This is a genomic window from Pseudomonas sp. PvP100 (assembly GCF_017833055.1).
GTDB lineage: Bacteria > Pseudomonadota > Gammaproteobacteria > Pseudomonadales > Pseudomonadaceae > Aquipseudomonas > Aquipseudomonas syringae.
Map to the genome: position 1 here is coordinate 1650538 of NZ_JAFIBO010000001.1, position 21777 is coordinate 1672314.

The window sequence follows — 21777 nt, forward strand, 5'->3', positions numbered from 1 at the left end:
ATGGCATTTGTCCTGACCGCTGCCCAACGCAATATCTGGCTGGACCAGATGACCCAGCGCGACTCGCCGCTATACAACATCGGCGGCTACGTGGAGATCGAAGGCCCCTTCGATTCCGGGATATTCCAGCGAGCCTTGGACCTGTTGATCGAGAAGCATGATGCGCTGCGCATGGTCCTGCTCGAAGAGCGGGACGAGGAAGGCGTGCCGATGCAGACCTTCGCCACGAGCATGCCGATGCTTGTGACACCGTTTGACCTGCAAGGGCGGGACGACCCGCGTCAGGCAGCCGAACACTGGATGCAGACTCAGCTTGAACAACCGTTCAAGCTGGAAGGTGGACCACTGTTCCGAGTGCATTTGCTCAAGCTCGAAGCACAGCGTTTCTACTTCGTGATTCATGCCCACCACATTGCGCTCGATGGCTGGGGCATCGACCGGCTCTGTGCGTCCGTCAGTGAGCTTTACAGCGTATTGCACGATCAACGTGTGCCCGATCTGGCGGCACCGTCCTATGTCGATTTCATCAAGGACGACCGCCAGTATCGCGAGTCGCCACGCTTTGCTCTCGATCAGGCCTATTGGCTGGACAAATACCGCGACATCCCCGATCCATTGCTGGCGCCACGTCACCAGGCTCGGATTCAGCACCCGGCGACGAGCCGCAGCGGCCACCTCAGCTACGGCATGGACCGTGGCCTGGAGCAGCAGATCGAGGAGCTGGCCCTGCGACTGAACGCCTCGTCGTTCCACGTTCATCTGGCAGTGCTGTACGTGTACTTCACCCGCGCCTATCAGCGTGATGAACTGGTCATCGGCTTGCCGATTCTCAACCGTTCCACTGCCAGCTACAAAAAGACCCTGGGGCTTTTTACCCAGCTCAGTTCAGTGCGTCTGAAATTCAGTCCCGACCTGACGTTCGCTGAACTGGTCCAGGGCATCTGTCGGGCAGTCAAGCAGGATTACCGCCACCAGCGGTTTCCGGTCAGCGACCTTAACAGCTTGCTGGAATTGCGCCGTGCCGAGCGTACGCAATTGTTCGACCTGACGTTTTCTTATGAGCGCCAAAACCAACTGCTTCGCTTCGGTCAGGCAAGCGCCCGCGCCTTCAAGTGTTCAAACAACCACGAGCAGACACCGCTGGCCATCCACCTGCGCAGCAACGCTTGCGACACTGAATCGCGGCTGCACTACATCTACAACGAGGCCTATTTTCAGCACGACGAGATCGTCCCGCTTGCCGAGCGCTTGCAGCAAGTCACGGAGCAGGGGCTGGCGAACGAACAACTGCCAGTGCATGAGTTCTCGCTGATCAGCAAGACCGACGCCTTGCAGATTCAGACGTGGAATGCCGGTCAGCCACATTCCGCCGAGTACCTGACGATCCACCAGCAGTTTGAAGCCCGCGCCGCAGAGCGACCAGACGCCGTCGCGCTGATGTTCGAAGGGCAGACCCTGAGCTACGGTGGACTCAACGCGCGTGCCAACAAGGTCGCGCATCGTTTGCTGGCACAGGGTGTACGCCCGGACGATCGTGTAGCGATCTGCGTCGAACGCGGCCCGGCAATGATTATCGGCTTGCTGGGGATCCTCAAATCCGGCGCCGGTTACGTGCCACTGGACCCTGCTTACCCGCTCGAGCGTCTGGCCTACACACTCGGCGACAGTGCGCCGGTAGCATTGTTGAGCCAGCAATCAGTACAACAGGCGTTGCCGGTGTCGGATGTGCCGCTGATCTATCTCGACGATGTCGACTTGCAGGATGAACGCGCCTGCAATCCGCAAGTAGCGGTCAAACCCAGCGACCTTGCCTACGTCATCTACACCTCCGGCTCCACCGGCCTGCCCAAGGGTGTGATGGTCGAGCATCGCAACGTTGCACGACTGTTCTCGGCCACCCGGGACTGGTTCGGTTTCAATGAACAGGATATTTGGGCGCTGTTCCACTCGTTTGCCTTCGACTTCTCAGTCTGGGAAATCTGGGGCGCGCTGCTGCACGGCGGACGTCTGCTGATCGTGCCGCAACTGGTCAGCCGTTCGCCTGAAGACTTCCACGACCTGCTGTGCAGTGCAGGTGTTACGGTGCTCAACCAGACGCCGAGTGCGTTTCGCCAATTGATTGCGGCCCAGGGAGAAAAGGAACAGGCACATTCGCTGCGCCAGGTAATTTTCGGCGGTGAAGCACTGGATACGGCGATGCTCAAGCCGTGGTACGCACGCAGCGTGAACGCTGACACGCAACTGGTGAACATGTACGGCATTACCGAAACCACCGTGCACGTCACCTACTATCCGTTGCAGCCTGAAGACGCCCAGCGCGTGGGCGCCAGCCCGATTGGCAAGCGCATCCCCGACCTGCAACTTTATTTGCTCGATGCCTATGGCCATCCGCTGCCACCGGGTGCGGTGGGCGAGTTGTACGTCGGCGGGGCAGGCGTGGCCCGTGGCTACCTCAATCGCGACGAATTGAACGCGACGCGCTTTCTCGATGATCCATTTGCTTCGGAACCGGGCGCGCGGATGTACCGCTCTGGCGATCTGGGTCGCTGGTTGCCGGACGGCAGCCTGGAATACCTGGGCCGCAACGACGAGCAGGTAAAGATTCGCGGTTTCCGTATCGAGCTGGGCGAGATCGAAGCTCAATTGAGCGCCTGCCAAGGCGTGCGCGAAGCTGTGGTCGTGGTGCGTGAAGACGAACCGGGCGACAAGCGTCTGGTGGCGTATGTCATCGGCACAGCAGACCTGGAACCCGACGCTACCTATTTGCGTGAACAGCTGCGCCTGTCGCTCGCCGAGCACATGCTGCCAAGCGCTTTTGTCAGTCTGCAGGCGTTCCCGCTGACCGCCAATGGCAAGCTCGACCGCAAGGCACTGCCGCTGCCCTCGGCCGAAGCTTATGCCCGGCGTCAATACGAGGCACCGCAAGGGCTGACGGAAACCCGCCTGGCCGGGTTGTGGACCGAGTTGCTGGGCGTCGAGCAGGTAGGCCGCCATGACCAGTTCTTCGAGCTGGGTGGGCATTCGATGCTCGCGGTGAAACTGATCGAACGCATGCGCGACATCGGTCTGAATGCCGACGTGCGCGTGCTGTTCGGCCAGCCAACCCTGGCCTCGCTGGCGGCAGCCAGCGGCAAGGTCACAGAGGTGCAGGCGCCCACCAATAAGATTCCCGCCTATTGCCGGCACATTACCCCGGACATGCTGCCTCTGGCCGCGCTCACCCAGGCCCAGATCGACCGGGTGGTCACCAGCGTGCCGGGCGGTGTGAGTAATGTGCAGGATATCTATGGGCTGGTGCCGTTGCAGGAAGGCATCCTTTATCACCATTTGGCGAATGAGGAGGGTGATCCATACCTGTTGCAGGCCTTGTTGCGGGTCGATAGCTTCGAGCAGTTGCTGGACTTTACGGAAGCCTTGCAGCAAGTCATCGATCGTCACGACATTCTGCGCACGGCTGTGGCCTGGGAAGAACTCGACGAGCCGGTGCAGGTGGTCTGGCGTCAGGCACGGCTGCGGGTCGAGGCGTTTTTACCGCACCCGGATCAAGGGGATGTTGCGGCCCAGTTGCAGGCACAGTTCGATCCACGGCGGATACGCATGGACCTGCATCAGGCCCCGATGATGCGCCTGCACTACGCCGAAGATCCCGTCGACCAAAGCTGGGTTGCGGTGCTGCTGTTCCATCACCTGATCGACGACGCCACATCGCTGGCCTTGCTGGGCGCAGAGATCGAGGCGTTCAGACAAGGGAGCGGCGAACATCTGCCCGCGTCGGTGCCGTATCGTAATCATGTGGCTCAGGCGCGATTGAGCGTGAGCCGCGAGGAGCATGAGGCGTTTTTCCGCGACATGCTCGCAGATGTTGACGAGCCGACCCTGCCATTTGGCCTGCAAGACGTGCAAGGCGACGGCAGCGGAGTCGACGAAGCGCTATTGCCGGTTGAGCCGAAACTCGCCGGACGTCTGCGCGCCCATGCGCGGCGCCTGGGCGTCAGTAATGCCAGCCTGCATCACCTCGCCTGGGCCCAGGTGGTCGGGCGCCTGTCGGGGCGTCAGGATGTGGTGTTCGGTACCGTGTTGATGGGCCGCCTGCTCAGTGGTCAAGGCGCCGAGCGGGCCTTGGGCATGTTTATCAATACCTTGCCATTGCGCGTCGCTGCCGGAGAGCAGGGCATTGAGGCTGCAGTGCGCACCACCCACGCCCGGTTGGCGGCGTTGGTCAGTCATGAGCATGCACCGTTGTCACTGGCCCAGGGATGCAGCGGCGTAGCAGCACCGACACCGTTATTCAGTGCGCTGATGAACTACCGCCATGTCGCGGTCGGCGCCCAGACACCCCAAGAGGCTGGGCAGACCAGACTCTGGGGCGGTGTCGAGGTACTCGGCGGTGAAGAGCGCACCAACTACCCACTGTCGTTATCGGTAGACGACCTCGGCGAATCCTTCGGTCTGACCGTTCAGGCGGTGGCCGGAATCGATGCCCGGCGCATCTGCGGTTACATGCACACGGTGCTGGAACAACTGGCCGACGCGCTGGACAACCGGCCCGATGCTGCCTTGCACAGCCTCGACTGGCTGCCCGCGCACGAGCGTCGCCAATTGCTGGAAGATTTCAACGCGTTCGATAGCGCCTACCCGCAAGACCTTTTGCTGCACCAGTTGTTCGAAGCTCAGGCAGCTGCGCAGCCCGATTCGGTGGCGGTCACCTACGAAGGCCAGCGCCTGAGTTACGCCGAGCTCAATCAGTGGGCCAACCAGATTGCCCACCGGTTGATCGCTGCAGGCGTTGGTGCTGATGACCGCGTAGCGATCTGTGTGGAACGCAGTCTGGAAATGATCGCCGGCCTGGTGGGCATTCTCAAGGCCGGCGCAGGCTACGTGCCACTCGACCCTTCTTACCCTGAAGAACGCCTGGCCTACATGCTTGAGGACAGCGCACCGAAAATACTGCTGACCCAACGTGGTTTGCGCGAGCGCTTTGCGCAGGCCGCCATGCCGGTGTTGCTGCTGGAAGCTGAGGCCCGCGCCGAGAGCGGTATCGACCGCGCGCCGGCAACCAACCCGCAGCTCGCAGGGCTTGGCGCGCAGCACCTGGCGTACCTGATCTACACCTCGGGCTCTACCGGTCAGCCAAAAGGCGTGGCCATGCCCCATGCGCCGCTGGTCAACCTGATGCACTGGCAGATCGCCCAGGCTGTCGAGGACCGTCGCCCGAGGCAACGTACCTTGCAGTTCGCAGCACTGGGTTTTGATGTGGCCTTTCAGGAAATCTTCAGCACCTTGTGCGCAGGTGGCGAGCTGTCGCTGATCCACGCTGATACTCGTCTGAATTTCCGCCGCCTGTTCGAGCATATCTGCGAGCAGCGTATCGAACGCCTGTACATGCCGTGTATTGCCCTGCAGGCATTGGCCGAGGCCGTGGTTGACGAGCCTGAACAGCCTGAGTGCCTGTTGCAGGACGTGATCACTGCGGGTGAACAACTGCGAATCACCGAACCGATGCGGCAGTTATTCGCCCGTCTGAGCGATGCCCGCCTACATAATCACTACGGCCCGACCGAGTCCCACGTGGTCACGGCGCTGACTCTTGATGGAGATCCACAGGCCTGGCCGACCTTGCCGAACATCGGCCAGCCGGTGGCCAACACCCGCATTTACCTGCTCGACGAAGACATGCGCCCGGTGCCGGTGGGCGTTGCGGGTGAACTGTACATCGGTGGCGCATCTGTCGCCCGTGGCTACCTGAACCGCGATGACTTGACCGCCGAACGCTTTATCGCTGATCCGTTTGCGAGCAACGATGTCGGCAACCCACACGCGCGCCTGTATAAGACCGGCGACCTTGCCTGCTGGCAGGCGGACGGCAGGATTGTCTACCTGGGCCGTAACGACGATCAGATCAAGGTGCGTGGTTTTCGTATCGAACTGGGGGAAATCGAGGCACGCCTTGGTCAATATCCAGGCCTGCGCGATACGGCGGTGCTGGCCCGCGAAGACGTTCCAGGTGAAAAGCGCCTGGTGGCGTATTTCAGCGTGCAGGCCGGCCAGGTTGTGCCCCAGGCCGACCAGATGCGCCTGCACTTACAGGCTCTGCTGCCTGACTACATGATCCCGGCGGCCTATGTACACCTGGAAAAACTGCCGGTGTCGCCCAATGGCAAACTGGATCGTCGCGTGTTGCCGCAGCCCTCTGCCGATGCCTTCGTCAGTCGCGACTATCAGGCGCCACTCGGCGATACCGAAACCACGCTGGCCGCGCTCTGGTGCGAAGTACTGAGTGTGGAGCGGGTCGGTCGGCAGGACCATTTCTTCGAGCTGGGCGGTCATTCGCTGCTGGCGGTGAAGCTGATCGAGCGCATGCGCCAGGCTGGCCTGAGTGCCGATGTGCGCGTGCTGTTCGGCCAACCGACCCTTGCCGCACTCGCGGCGGCGGTGGGCGGCGGCATCGAGATCGAGGTGCCCGCCAACGGCATCCCCGAGGGCTGCAGGCACATCACCCCGGACATGCTGACCCTCACAGCACTGGACCAGGCGAGTATCGAGCGTATTGTCGCCGGCGTTCCCGGTGGCGCAGCGAACGTGCAGGACATCTACCCGCTGGCGCCGTTGCAGGAAGGCATTCTTTACCATCATATTGCTGCCGAACAGGGCGACCCGTATCTGCTGCAAGCGACCTTCGCCCTGCGCGACCCGGCACACGTACGACGCTTTGCCGAAGGCTTGCAGGCGATGATCGATCGCCATGACATCCTGCGCACGGCGCTGGTCTGGGAAGATCTGGAGCACCCGCTGCAAGTCGCTCTGCGCCGGGTCGAGCTGTCGATGGAGCAGATCACCCTGGCCCCGGACGGCGCCGATATCGTCGCTGAGCTGCAACGCCGTTTTGATCCACGCGAGTGCCGCCTCGATCTCAGTCAGGCCCCGCTGATTCACCTGGCCTTCGCCGAGGACTCTGAGAACCAGCGCTGGGTGGCGATCCTGCTTTTCCACCATATTGCCCTCGACCACACCGCGCTGGACGTGATGAGCGCAGAAATGCTCGCCCACTTGCAAGGCACTGCGGCGCAACTGCCGCCGGCGATGCCTTACCGGAATTACGTGGGTCAGGCCCGTCTGGGCGTGAGTCGCGAGCAACACGAAGCGTTTTTCCGCGAGATGCTTGGTGATGTCGATGAACCGACCCTGCCGTTCGGCCTGCTTGAGGTGCAGGGTGACGGGCAGGGCGTCAAGGAGGTTCGCCACGATCTTCCGGCTGATCTGTGTCAACGTCTACGCACTCAGGCTCGGCAACTGGGGGTGAGCGCAGCAAGCCTGCACCACCTGGCCTGGGCAAGAGTGCTGGGCGCCGCCAGCGGGCGTGAAGATGTGGTGTTCGGCACCGTGTTGCTGGGACGCATGCAAAGCGGCCTGGGTGCTGACCGCGCCCTGGGGATGTTCATCAACACCTTGCCGCTGCGGGTCGATGTCGGTACCTGCGCCGTGCGTCAGGCCGTACGTCAGACACACGCCCGGTTGACCGCATTGCTCGGCCACGAACATGCGCCGCTGGTGTTGGCTCAACGTTGCAGCGCGGTGGCCGCAGCCTCGCCACTGTTCAGCGCGCTACTCAACTACCGCCACAGCCCGGCGCGCGAAGCAAGCGGTGGCGAGCGGTGGGCGGATGCTCAGGTGCTCGGCGTCCGCGAACGGACCAACTACCCGTTGAGTCTATCGGTGGACGATCAAGGCGAAGGCTTCCTGTTGAGCGTGCAGGTGGCAACTGGTTTCGATGGCCAGCGGGTCTGCGATTACATGCAGACCGCCTTGATTCACTTGGTCGAGGCCCTTGAGTCCGCACCGGATTCAGCCGTGCGTGACCTGTCGGTAGTGCCGGAAACCGAAAGCCAGCAACTGCTGGTGGCGTGCAACGACACCGCGCGGGATTACCCGCAGCAACAGACGGTGCATGGCCTGTTCGAAGCTCAGGTGCGGGCGTACCCCGAAGCTTGCGCGGCAATCCACGATGGTGTTGCCGTGAGCTACGCCGAACTCAACACCCGGGCCAATCGCCTGGCGCGGCATCTGCTGGGGCTCGGTGTGCAGCCGGGTGACAGCGTGGCGATCCTGCTGGAACGCAGCCACGATTTGCTCGCCAGTCAGCTGGCAGTGCTCAAGTGCGCGGCGGTGTACGTGCCGCTGGACGTCAACGCGCCTGTAGAGCGACAGGCGTTCATGGTCGAGGACAGCCAGGCGCGTGTCCTGCTGACTCGTAGCCGGATATCGCTGACAGCCAGCACTCAGCGTGTCGATCTCGACGGCCTGACCCTGGACGGTCTGAAAGACACTGATCTGGCATTACCGCAGTCCAGCGAAAGTGTCGCCTACATTATGTACACCTCTGGTTCGACGGGTGTTCCGAAAGGTGTACTGGTGCCGCACCGGGCCATCAGCAGGCTGGTGATCAACAACGGTTATGCCGACTTCAATGCTCAGGATCGCGTAGCGTTTGCCTCCAACCCGGCGTTTGACGCCAGCACCCTGGATGTCTGGGCGCCGCTGCTCAATGGTGGATGTGTGGTGGTGATCGGGCAGCACGACTTGCTCTCGCCGCTGAATTTCCAGCGCCTGCTGCTGGAACAAGCCGTAACCGTGCTGTGGATGACCGCCGGATTGTTCCATCAATACGCCTCGGGTCTGGGCGAGGCCTTTTCGCGCCTGCGCTACCTGATTGTCGGCGGTGATGTGCTGGACCCTGCCGTTATTGGCCGGGTACTGGCGAACAATGCGCCGCAACATCTGCTCAACGGTTATGGCCCGACCGAGGCGACGACCTTCTCCGCCACCTACGAGATTGTGTCAGTCGGCAATGGCTCGATCCCTATCGGCAAACCGGTGGGCAACACTTGCCTGTATGTGCTCGACAGCCAAGGCCAGCCAGTGCCTTTGGGCGTGCCCGGCGAGCTGTATATTGGTGGACAGGGTGTCGCCAGGGGGTATTTGAACCGTGATGAACTGACTCTTGAGAAGTTCGTCGCCGACCCGTTTGACAGCGCCCCACAGGCTCGCCTGTACCGCACTGGCGACCTGGTTCGCTGGCGCGCAGATGGCAATCTGGAATACCTGGGTCGTAATGACGATCAGGTGAAAATCCGTGGTTTCCGCGTTGAACTGGGTGAAATCGAAGCACGCCTGGCCGAGCACTCGGATATTCGTGAAGCCGTGGTGCTGTGCCGTCAGGATGAGCCTGGCGACAAGCGTCTGGTCGCTTATGTCACGGCGCAGCAGCCTGAAACTGCACTGGACATCGAACACCTGCGTAACCATCTGCAAGGGTTGTTACCGGACTATATGGTACCGGCAGCCTACGTGCAGCTCGATGCGCTGCCGCTGACCGCCAACGGCAAGCTCGACCGCAAGGCCCTGCCAGCGCCGGACGCACTGTCGCTGATCAGCCATGGTTACGAAGCACCACAAGGCGAGCTCGAAACCCTGCTGGCCTCAATCTGGGCAGACGTACTCAAGGTCGAGCAGGTGGGTCGCCATGATCACTTCTTCGAACTGGGTGGCCACTCGCTGCTGGCGGTGACGCTGATCGAACGCATGCGCCAGGTCGGCCTGAGTGCCGACGTTCGCGTGCTGTTCAGCCAGCCGACCGTGGCGGCGCTGGCAGCTGCGGTCGGTGGTGGCACGGAAGTCGTGGTGCCGGCCAATCTGATTCCCGAACATTGTGAATACATCACCCCTGAACTGTTGCCGCTGATCAGCCTGAGCCAAATGCAGATCGATCAGATAGCTGCCAGCGTGTCGGGCGGCATGGCGAATGTGCAGGATATCTATCCATTGGCGCCTCTGCAGGCAGGGATTCTCTACCACCACATCAGTACAGAAGGGGGCGACCCCTACACGTTGAAAGCGCTGTTCGAGATATCTGACCGGACACGACTGGACGCTTTCAGCGGCGCCTTGCAAGGCGTGATCAACCGGCACGATATCCTGCGTACCGCCGTGCTGTGGCAAGGTTTCGATGAACCGGTGCAAGTGGTGCTGCGCAGAGCCGAACTGCAAGTCCCGGAGTTGCTCCTCGACCCGGCAGACGGCCCGGTTGATGAGCAATTGCACGAGCGCTTCGATCCTCGGCATTACCGCCTCGATGTGCGTCACGCGCCCCTGATGCGCATTGTCTTCAGCCATGATCCGCTCAACGGCCGCTGGCTGGCGATGTTGCTGTTTCATCACATGGCCATCGACCATGTGGCACTGGAAGTGTTGAAGCATGAAATACAGAGCGGGTTGCTCGGCGAGGCCGATGCCTTGGCAGCGTCGGTGCCCGTGCCGTATCGCAACTACGTGGCCCAGGCACGCCTGGGTGTCAGCCAGGCCGGTCACGAAACATTCTTCCGCAAGATGCTTGGCGACATCGAAGAACCGACCCTGCCGTTCGGCCTGCAGGATGTGCAGGGCGACGGTCGTGATATCGAAGGAGCCAGCCTGACGCTGGACGCCCGGCTGGATCAGCGCCTGCGGGCTCAGGCAAGGCAGCAGGGTGTAAGTGCCGCCAGCCTGGTGCATCTGGCCTGGGGCCAGGTGTTGGCCAATGTATCGAGCAAGTGTGACGTGGTGTTCGGCACGGTATTGATGGGCCGTATGCAGAGTGGTGAGGGCGCTGACCGCGCCATGGGCATGTTCATTAACACGTTGCCACTGCGCGTGGATGTCGGTGCGATAACAGTGGTCGAGGGATTAAACACGACTCACGAACGACTGACTGCCTTGCTCGGCCACGAGCATGCACCGCTGGTGCTCGCCCAGCGATGCAGTGGTGTGGCCGCGCCACTGCCATTGTTTAGCGCTTTGCTCAACTACCGCCACAGTGCGCCTGGCAGCGTTTCAGAACGGACCGCCCAGGCCTGGGAGGGTATTTATGCCCTGAACAGCGAAGAACGCACCAACTATCCATTGACGTTGAACGTCGATGACCTGGGTAAGGGGTTCAGCCTCACGGCGTTGGTCACTTCGTCAATCGGCGCCAAACGCGTCTGCAATTACATGCAGATGGCGCTGGAAACCCTGGTAACGGCGCTGGAGCAGACACCACTAGCCTCCTTACAAGAGTTGTCGATCCTGCCTGCCGAGGAGCGCGAGCAGTTGCTGGTGGGGTTCAATAACACCGCGCTGGATTATCCGCACCAACAGACCATTCACGGGATGTTCGAAGCGCAGGTCGAGCGCACGCCGGATGCTGTAGCAGTGGTTCACGGTGAACAGCGCCTTAGCTATCGCCAACTCAACGAGCAAGCCAACCGCCTGGCCCATGCCCTTCGTAAACAGGGAGTGCGACCGGATTCGCGAGTCGGGATCTGTGTCGAACGAGGCGTGGAAATGGTCGTCGGGTTGCTGGCGACTCTCAAGGCGGGCGGCGGTTATGTGCCGCTCGACCCGGCTTATCCAGCGGAACGTATTGCTTATATGTTGCAGGACAGCGCTCCGGCAGCCGTGCTGGCTCACACCGCTACTCAGGGCTTGCTGGCCGATATTTCGATGCCCGTCATCAATTTTGACCTGAGCGATTGGCAGGACGAATCCGTCCAGAATCCGCAGGTGGCGGGGCTGACTTCGGCGCACCTGGCCTACCTGATCTACACCTCGGGCTCCACCGGTCTGCCGAAAGGCGTGATGATCGAGCACCGCAACACCGTTAACTTCCTGACCTGGGCGCACAAAGCCTTTGACGCTTCTGTGCTGGAAAAAACACTGTTTGCCACCTCGCTGAACTTCGACCTCGCCGTCTACGAGTGCCTTGCGCCACTCACCTCGGGCGGCAGGATCGAGGTGGTTAAAAATATTCTGGAACTGCAACACGGCGAACATGATATCGGCCTGATCAACACCGTGCCGTCGGCGCTCAAGGCCTTGCTGGATGTAGAAGGATTGCCGACGTCGGTCCACACCGTGAACGTGGCCGGGGAGGCCCTCAAGCGCAGTCTGGTGGAAAACCTGTTCGAAAAAACCGGCGTGCAGCGCTTGTGCAACCTTTATGGCCCGTCGGAAACCACCACGTACTCAAGCTGGGTAGCGATGGATCGCGAAGACGGTTTCGCTCCTCATATCGGCAAACCGGTTGGCAATACGCAGTTTTACCTGCTGGACGAACGGCAACAGCCCGTCCCCCTGGGCGTTGCGGGCGAGATCTACATCGGCGGCGCCGGTGTAGCGCGGGGCTACCTGAACCGTGACGAACTGACCGCCGAACGCTTCCTCAACGACCCGTTCAGCCAGCGACCAGCAGCACGCATGTACCGTACCGGCGATCTTGGCCGGTATCTGCCAGACGGCAACATCGAATACCTCGGCCGTAACGATGACCAGGTGAAACTTCGCGGTTTCCGCATTGAGCTGAGCGAAATCGAGGCCGTTCTGGCCACACACCCTGCGGTACACGAAGTAGCGCTGCTGGTGCGACAGGACGCAGGAGAGAAACGCCTGGTGGCCTATTTCACTGTGCATGAGGCTCAGCGAACACTGGAAATAGAGACACTGCGCAGCCATCTGCAAACCCGCCTGCCGGACTATATGGTGCCCGCAGCCTATGTGCGCCTCGATGCACTACCGCTGACAACCAACGGCAAACTTGACCGTAAAGCGCTGCCCGAACCGGATGCGCAGGCATTGATCAGCCGTGGCTACGAAGCGCCGCAAGGTGAAGTGGAAAACCTGCTGGCGACGATCTGGGCCGAAGTGCTCCAGGTTGAGCAAGTCGGTCGACGTGACCATTTCTTTGAGTTGGGCGGGCATTCGCTGCTGGCCGTCAGCCTGATCGAACGTATGCGCCAGGCCGGCTTGAGCGCAGACGTTCGCGTACTGTTCAGCCAGCCGACCCTCGCCGCGCTGGCTGCGGCCGTGGGCGGCGGCGCAAGTGACGTAACAGTCCCCGAAAATGCTATCCCCGACGACTGCATGCGCATCACGCCGGAGATGCTGCCGCTGGCCGATCTCGATCAGGCCGCCATTGACCTCATTGTCGCCAGCGTGCCAGGCGGCGCGGCGAATGTGCAGGATATCTACCCGCTGGCGCCGCTGCAGGAAGGCATTCTCTATCACCATCTGGCCGCCGAGGTCGGCGACCCCTATGTGTTACAGACGCAGTTCGCCTTTGCTGACCGCGAGCGTCTGAACGCCTTTGTCGATGCCTTGCAAAGTGTGATCGACCGTCACGACATCCTGCGCACTGCGGTGCTTTGGCAAGGTCTGGCAACACCGATGCAGGTGGTCTGTCGTCAGGCTCTGCTGTTTCTGGAGCAGGTCGAACTCGATCCGGCCGATGGCCAGGTCATGGATCAGTTGCAACAGCGCTTCGACCCTCGTCACTCAAGGCTGGACATGAGCCAGGCACCGCTGTTGCAGCTGTCCTTCGCCGAAGACCAGCCCAACCAGCGTTGGGTGGCGATATTGCTGTTCCATCACATGGTTCTCGACCACAAATCGATGGACGTTGTGCTTAATGACATGCAAGCCCGGCTACTCGGCAAAGCGGACCAGCTCGACGCCGCGATACCGTATCGCAACTATGTGACCCAAGCCCGTCTGGGCATGAGCCGCGAAGCTCATGAAGCGTTTTTCCGCGAGCTGCTGGGGGACATTGACGAGCCGACGCTGCCGTTCGGCCTGCTGGATGTGCAGGGTGATGGCCACGACATTGAAGACAGCAACCTGATTCTGGACCGTCGGCTCACTCTGCGCCTGCGCGCTCAGGCACGGCAATTGGGGGTAAGCGTCGCGAGTCTGGTGCACCTGGCGTGGGCTCAGGTATTGGGCAAGGTGTCGAGCAAGCGCACGGTGGTATTCGGCACCGTGTTGATGGGCCGTATGCAAAGTGGCGAAGGCGCCGAACGGGCGTTGGGCATGTTCATCAATACCTTGCCGTTACGCGTCGATATGGCGGGGCAGAGCGCTCGCGGCGGAGTGCGGGCGACTCATGCCCGCCTGACCGCGTTGCTTGGCCACGAACACGCGCCGTTGGTGCTGGCGCAGCGTTGCAGCGGTGTGGCAGCGCCCTTACCCCTGTTCAGCGCGCTGATCAACTACCGCCACAGCGGCGTGACCGAACCCTCCGATGAGTCGATCGAGGCCTGGCGCGGTATCGACATGCTCAGCAGCGGGGAAAGGACCAACTATCCGTTGACCTTGAACGTCGATGACCGGGGTGACAGCTTAAGAATGTCGGTGCTGGTGACCGGCAAGGTCGGCGCCGGACGTGTCTGCGGCTATATGCAGACCGCACTGAAAAATCTGCTTATCGCGCTGGAACAATCACCAGACACTGCCCTCGATAGCCTGCCTATCCTGCCGGCCGACGAGCTTGAGCAGTTGCTGCTGGGGTTCAACGACACGGCGCTGGATTATCCGCAGCAGCAGACTATCCATGGCCTGTTTGAAGCGCAGGTCGAGCGCACACCGGAAGCGCTGGCAGTCGTCCATGGCGAACAACGCTTGACCTATTGCGAGCTTAACGAGCAGGCCAACCGCCTGGCCCATGCCTTGCGCAAGCAGGGCGTTCAGCCTGATTCTCGCGTCGGAATCTGTGTAGAACGCGGCGCGGAAATGGTCATCGGTTTGCTGGCGATTCTCAAGGCGGGCGGCGGCTATGTGCCGCTCGATCCGGCTTATCCAGCGGAACGTATTGCTTATATGTTGCAGGACAGCGCTCCGGCAGCCGTGCTGGCTCACACCGCTACTCAGGGCTTGCTGGCCGACGTTTCGGTGCCTGTGATCAATCTTGATCTGAGCGATTGGCAGGACGAATCCGTCCAGAATCCGCAGGTGCTTGGACTGACTTCCGCGCACCTGGCCTACCTGATCTACACCTCGGGTTCGACCGGCTTGCCGAAAGGCGTAATGATCGAACACCGCAACACCGTCAACTTCCTGAGCTGGGCGCATAACGCTTTCGGCGGCTCTGCACTGGAAAAAACGCTGTTCTCCACCTCGCTGAACTTCGACCTCGCCGTCTACGAGTGCTTTGCGCCACTGACCTCGGGCGGCAGCATCGAAGTCGTCAAAAACGTGCTGGAACTGCAACACGGCGAGCACGATATCGGCCTGATCAACACCGTACCGTCGGCGCTTAAAGCACTGCTGGACGTTGACGGGCTGCCGGCAACGGTTCACACGTTGAACGTGGCCGGTGAAGCGCTCAAGCGCAGTCTGGTAGAAAACCTGTTCGAAAAAACAGGCGTGCAGCGCCTGTGCAACCTCTACGGTCCTTCGGAAACCACCACCTACTCAAGCTGGGTGGCCATGGGCCGCGAAGACGGTTTCGCTCCTCATATCGGCAAGCCGGTCGGCAACACACAGTTTTATCTGCTGGATGAGCAACAGCAGCCGGTTCCACTGGGTGTTGCGGGTGAAATCTACATCGGCGGTGCCGGTGTGGCCCGTGGCTACCTGAACCGTGACGACCTCACTGCCGAACGCTTCCTCAAGGACCCGTTCAGCCAAAACCCAGCGGCACGCATGTACCGCACTGGCGACTTGGGTCGCTATCTGCCAGACGGCAATATCGAATACCTGGGCCGTAACGATGATCAGGTGAAGATCCGTGGCTTCCGTATCGAACTGGGCGAGATCGATGCGCGTCTGGCTAAACACCCGGCCGTCCATGAAGCGGTGGTGACGGCTCGCGAAGACATTCCCGGCGACAAGCGTCTGGTGGCCTATTACACCTTGGCGGCCGGGCACACCGTAGTGGACATCGACAGCCTGCGCAGTCATTTGCAGCAACGGTTGCCGGAGTACATGGTTCCAGCCATTTACGTGATGCTGGATAAGCTGCCGCTGACCCCCAACGGCAAGCTGGATCGCAAAGCACTGCCAGCACCCGACAGTGACTCGCTGATCAGCCGTGGCTACGAAGCGCCGCAGGGCGAAACAGAAACGCAGATCGCGGTTATCTGGCAAGAATTGCTGGGCGTCGAGCAGGTCGGTCGTCACGACAACTTCTTCGAACTGGGCGGTCACTCGCTGCTGGCAGTCAGTTTCATAGGTCATATGCGCCAGTCAGGCCTGAGCGTCGACGTGCGTGCGCTGTTCGGCCAGCCCACGCTGGCCGCACTGGCCGCAGCAATCGGTGGTAGCACTGAGATAGTGGTGCCGGCCAATCTCATTAATGACGATTGCCAGCAAATTACGCCTGAGCTGCTGCCGTTGATCAACCTGACGCAGGTGCAGATCGATCAAGTCCTAGCCACCGTGCCGGGCGGCGTGGCCAATGTGCAGGACATCTACCCGCTGGCGCCGTTGCAGGAAGGTATTCTCTATCACCACCTGTCAGCCGAAACCGGCGACCCCTATGTGTTGCAGACTCAGTTCGTCTTTGACGACCGCGAACGCATGGACGCCTTTGTTCACGCCCTGCAAACAGTTATCGACCGCCACGATATCCTGCGCACCAGCGTGGTGTGGCAAGGTCTCGACTCCCCGGTCCAGGTGGTCTGGCGTCAAGCCCGGTTGCACCTTGAAGCGCTTGAACTGGATCCGGCAAACGGTGGTATCGCGGAGCAATTGCACAGCCGTTTCGACCCGCGTCACTACCGTCTGGACATCGGTCAGGCTCCCTTGATGCGCGTAGCCTATGCCGCAGATCCGCTCAACCAGCGGATTTGCGCGATGTTGCTGTTCCATCACATGGCCCTGGACCACGCCGCGCTGGAAGTGGTGAAGCACGAAATACAGAGCTGTCTGCTTGACGAGGCCGAAGCCTTGGCAGCGTCGGTGCCCGTGCCATACCGCAACTATGTGGCCCAGGCACGCCTGGGTGTCAGCCAGGCAGATCACGAAACGTTCTTCCGCGACATGCTGGGCGATATCGACGAGCCGACGCTGCCGTTCGGCCTGGGGAATGTGCAGGGCGACGGTCGTGATATTGAAGAAGCCAGCCTGGTGCTGGACGCCCAACTGAATCTGCGCCTGCGAGCTCAGGCCCGGCAACAGGGTGTGAGTGCCGCCAGCCTGGTGCATCTGGCCTGGGCCCAGGTGCTGGGCAATTTGTCGGACAAGCGCGACGTAGTGTTCGGCACAGTGTTGATGGGCCGGATGCAGAGCAGTGAGGGCGCCGACCGTGCCTTGGGCATGTTCATCAATACGTTGCCCCTGCGCGTGGACGTCGGTGCGATAACAGTGTTCGAGGGTTTAAAAGCGACTCACGAGCGACTGACGGCATTACTCGGTCACGAGCATGCGCCGCTGGTGCTCGCCCAGCGTTGCAGTGGCGTGGCCGCGCCGCTGCCATTGTTCAATGCGCTACTCAACTACCGCCACAGTGCGGTTGGCAACGTCTCCGAGCGGGACACCCAGGCCTGGCAGGGTATCCATGCCCTGAGCAGTGAAGAGCGAACCAACTATCCGTTGATTGTGAACGTCGATGACCTGGGTACGGGTTTCAGGCTGAATGTGCAGGCTGTGACCGGTATTGATGCGCGGCGCATCTGCGCCTACATGCAGACCACCTTGAGCCACTTGGTCAAAGCCCTTGAATTCGCGGCGGATTCGGTGGTGTGCGATCTGCCGGTAGTGCCGGAAGCCGAACGGCAGCAACTGCTGGTGGCGTTCAACGACACCACGCGGGATTACCCACAGCAGCAGACCGTGCAGAGTCTGTTCGAAGCCCAGGTACGGGCGTGCCCCAAAGCTTGCGCTGCAATCCACGATGGCGTGGCCATGAGCTATGCCGAACTCAACACCCGGGCCAATCGCCTGGCGCGGCATCTGCTGGGGCTCGGTGTGCAGCCGGGTGACAGCGTAGCGATCCTGCTGGAACGCAGCCTCGACCTGCTCGCCAGCCAGCTGGCGGTGCTCAAGTGCTCGGCGGTGTACGTGCCGCTGGACATCAATGCACCGGTCGAACGTCAGACGTTCATGATCGAAGACAGTCAGGCGCGTGTTCTGCTGACCCATAGCCAGATGTCGCTGACGACCGCTGCGCAGCGTGTTGACCTCGACAATCTGACGCTGGACGGCCTGAAAGACACTGATCTGGCATTGCCGCAGTCCAGCGAAAGTGTCGCGTACATCATGTACACCTCCGGCTCGACGGGCACCCCGAAAGGTGTGCTGGTGCCGCATCGCGCCATCAGCCGTCTGGTGATCAACAACGGTTACGCCGATTTCAATGCTCAGGATCGCGTAGCGTTTGCCTCCAACCCGGCGTTTGATGCCAGTACGCTGGATGTCTGGGCACCGTTGCTCAATGGCGGTTGCGTGGTGGTGATCGGGCAGAATGACTTGCTGTCCCCGCGCGATTTCCAGCGCCTGTTGCTGGAGCAATCGGTAACCGTGCTGTGGATGACCGCAGGGCTGTTCCATCAATACGCTTCGGGGCTGGGCGAAGCGTTTTCACGTCTGCGCTACCTGATCGTCGGCGGCGATGTGCTGGACCCTGCCGTTATAAACAGAGTGCTGGCGAACAATCCTCCACACCATCTGCTCAATGGCTATGGCCCGACCGAGGCGACGACCTTTTCCGCGACCTACGAGATTACGTCGGTCGGCGATGGCTCGATCCCTATCGGCAAACCGGTGGGTAATAGCCGCCTGTATGTGCTCGATGGCCAAGGCCAACCGGTGCCGTTGGGCGTGCCCGGCGAGCTGTATATCGGCGGGCAGGGCGTTGCCAAGGGCTATTTGAATCGTGCCGAATTGAGCGCCACGCAGTTTGTCGTCGACCCGTTCAGCCCTTCTGAACATGCACTGATGTACCGCACCGGCGATCTGGTGCGCTGGCGTGCCGACGGCAACCTGGAATACCTGGGTCGCAATGACGATCAAGTGAAAATCCGCGGTTTCCGTGTTGAACTGGGTGAGATCGAAGTGCGCCTGGCCGAACACGCCGATGTAAGCGAGACCGTGGTGCTATGCCGTCAGGATGTGCCTGGTGACAAGCGTCTGGTGGCCTATGTCACGGCGCGACAGCCTGAAACCGTGCTCGACATTGAGTCTCTGCGCAGCCACCTGCAAGGCACATTGCCGGAGTACATGGTGCCCGCGGCCTACGTGCAGCTCGATGCGCTGCCGCTGACCGCCAATGGCAAGCTCGACCGCAAGGCCCTGCCAGTGCCGGATGCGCAATCGCTGATCAGTCGTGGTTACGAAGCACCGCAAGGCGAAGTCGAAGTGGCGCTGGCCGAGATCTGGGCCGAGGTGCTGCAGGTCGAGCGGATTGGCCGTAACGACAACTTCTTTGATCTGGGCGGGCACTCCCTGCTGGCCATGCGCATGGTGTCTCAAGTGCGCCAGCAACTGGGCGTGGAATTGCCGCTGGGCGAGCTGTTCGCCCGCGGTGAACTGGCAGCGGTGGCCGCAGCGCTGGGTGGCGTGGCGCGCAGTGAGCTGACAGCGATCCTGCCGGTGAAGCGTGATCAGCCAATGCCATTGTCCTTCGCCCAGCAACGGTTGTGGTTCCTGGCACAGATGGACGGCGGTAACCAAGCCTATAACATCCCGATGGCGCTGAGCCTTGAGGGTACTCTCGACGTCACCGCCCTGACGCGAGCCTTGGCACGCATCGTCGAACGCCATGAAACCTTGCGTAGCCGATTCGTGAGCCGCGAAGGCGCTGCGCAGGTGCTGTTCGCGCCTACCTGCGCAGACGCCACACTGTCTGTCGAAGACATTCGCCATGTGCCCCATCGCCTGCAAGAGGCTATTCGGGTCGAGGCGGTCGCACCGTTCAATCTGGCTGACGGCCCACTGATTCGCGCTCATCTGCTGCATGTGGCCGACGACCGTCATGTGCTGCTGCTGACTGTGCACCATATCGTCGCCGATGGCTGGTCGATGGGTGTGCTGAGCCAGGAGCTGCTGGCGCTGTACCCGGCGTTCTGTCAGGGACAGCCCGACCCACTGCCGCCGCTGGCGATCCAGTACACCGATTACGCAGTATGGCAACGTCGCTGGCTATCGGGCGAGCGTCTGCAGCACCAGGCGGCCTACTGGCGTCAGGCACTGGAGGGCGCGCCGACGCTGCTCACGTTGCCAACTGACCGGCCGCGTCCGGCGCAGCAGGACTTCGCCGGAGCCAGCCTTGCGGTGCAACTGAACGCACGTCTGACGGCAGATCTGCGTCAACTGGCGCAACGCCAGGGCGTTACGTTGTACATGGCGCTGATGACCGCCTGGGCGACGACACTTACACGTCTTTCCGGTCAGGGCGAAGTGGTGATTGGCAGCCCGGTGGCAGGGCGAGGCCGTAGCGAACTGGAAGACCTGGTCGGCCTGTTCGTCAACACCCTGGCGGTACGCATCGACACCTCGGGCAATCCGAGCGGCGAAGCGCTGCTGGCTCAGGTCAAGACGCGCGTACTGGAAGCACAGGAGCATCAGGACCTGCCGTTCGAGCAGGTCGTTGAAGTGGTTCGTCCGACGCGCAGCCTGGCCCATCCCCCGTTGTTCCAGAACACGCTGAACTGGATGCCCGGCAAACACGCCGCCGCGTCGCTGGGCGACCTGCGAGTGGTGCCGATCGAGCAGGTCAGTCAGGTGTCCAAATTCGACCTTTCGCTGAACCTGAGCGAGCAGGGCGAGACGCTGGTCGGTACGCTGGACTACGCCACGGCGCTGTTCGACGAAGCGACCGCGCAGCGGTATCTCGGCTATTTCGTGCAAGTCCTCGAAACCCTGGCGAATGATGAGCAGACGCACCTTGATCGCATCACGCTGGTCGGCGAAGAGGAACGCCGTTACCTGCTGGAAACGCTCAACACGACGGCGCTGGCGCAGGTTAATGATGAGCAGACCGTGCACGCCATGATCGAAGCCCGGGCGGCCAGCGCGCCCGAAGGTGTGGCGGCTCAGGTGGGCGAACAGTGCCTGCACTACGGCGAGTTGAACCATCGCGCCAACGCACTGGCCCATCACCTGATCAGCCTCGGCGTCGGTGTCGATGATCGTGTGGCGGTCATGGCCCGTCGCGGCCTGGACACGCTGGTGGCCATGCTCGCCGTCCTCAAGGCCGGCGCCGGCTACGTCCCGGTCGATCCGTCGCACCCTGACGAACGCATTGCCTATCTGCTGGCCGACAGCGCACCCAAAGTGCTGCTGACCCAGCAGGCCCTGATCAGCCGTGTGCCCGAAACGGCTGCACCGGTCATCGCCTTCGACCGGCCTCAATGGCCGCAACGCCTGGACAACCCGCAGGTGGCCGGGCTCAACGCCACGCATCTGGCGTACGTGATCTATACCTCCGGTTCCACAGGCCAGCCAAAAGGCGTGATGGTCGAGCACCGCACCCTCGGCAACCTGATCGACTGGCATTGCCGAACCTTCGATCTGCAGGCTGGCAGCCATACCGCCAGTGTCGCTGGCTTCGGCTTTGACGCCATGGCCTGGGAAGTCTGGCCGGCGCTGTGTGCCGGGGCGACCCTGCACCTGCCGCCTGCGGAGGTGAGTAATGAACAGCTTGATGCGCTGCTTGATTGGTGGATCGCTCAACCGCTGCAGGTCGCTTTCCTGCCGACACCGGTCGCCGAGTACGCCTTCAGCCGCCACCTGACTCACCCCACCTTGCGCACGCTGTTGATCGGTGGCGACCGTCTGCGCCAGTTCCAGCGCGATCCGGGTTTTGCCGTCATCAATAACTATGGCCCGACCGAGGCCACGGTGGTTGCCACATCGGGGCGCTTGCTGCCCGACGGCAGCCTCGACATCGGCACACCGATTGCCAACACCCGCGTGTACCTGCTCGACAAACATCAACAACTGGTGCCGCTGGGTGTGGCGGGCGAGCTGTATGTGGCCGGAAACGGCGTG

General features: G+C 61.7%; 1 protein-coding gene (only partly in view). It reads left to right on the forward strand.

What is annotated here, in order from left to right:
- On the forward strand, positions 1 to 21777 hold the 5' portion of the coding sequence (sypA, locus tag JOE39_RS06990) for a non-ribosomal peptide synthase/polyketide synthase (protein ID WP_210077643.1). Its footprint extends 3930 nt past the window's final position; 21777 of the gene's 25707 nt are visible here — the first part of the coding sequence; its start codon is at positions 1 to 3; its stop codon lies beyond the right edge, outside the window.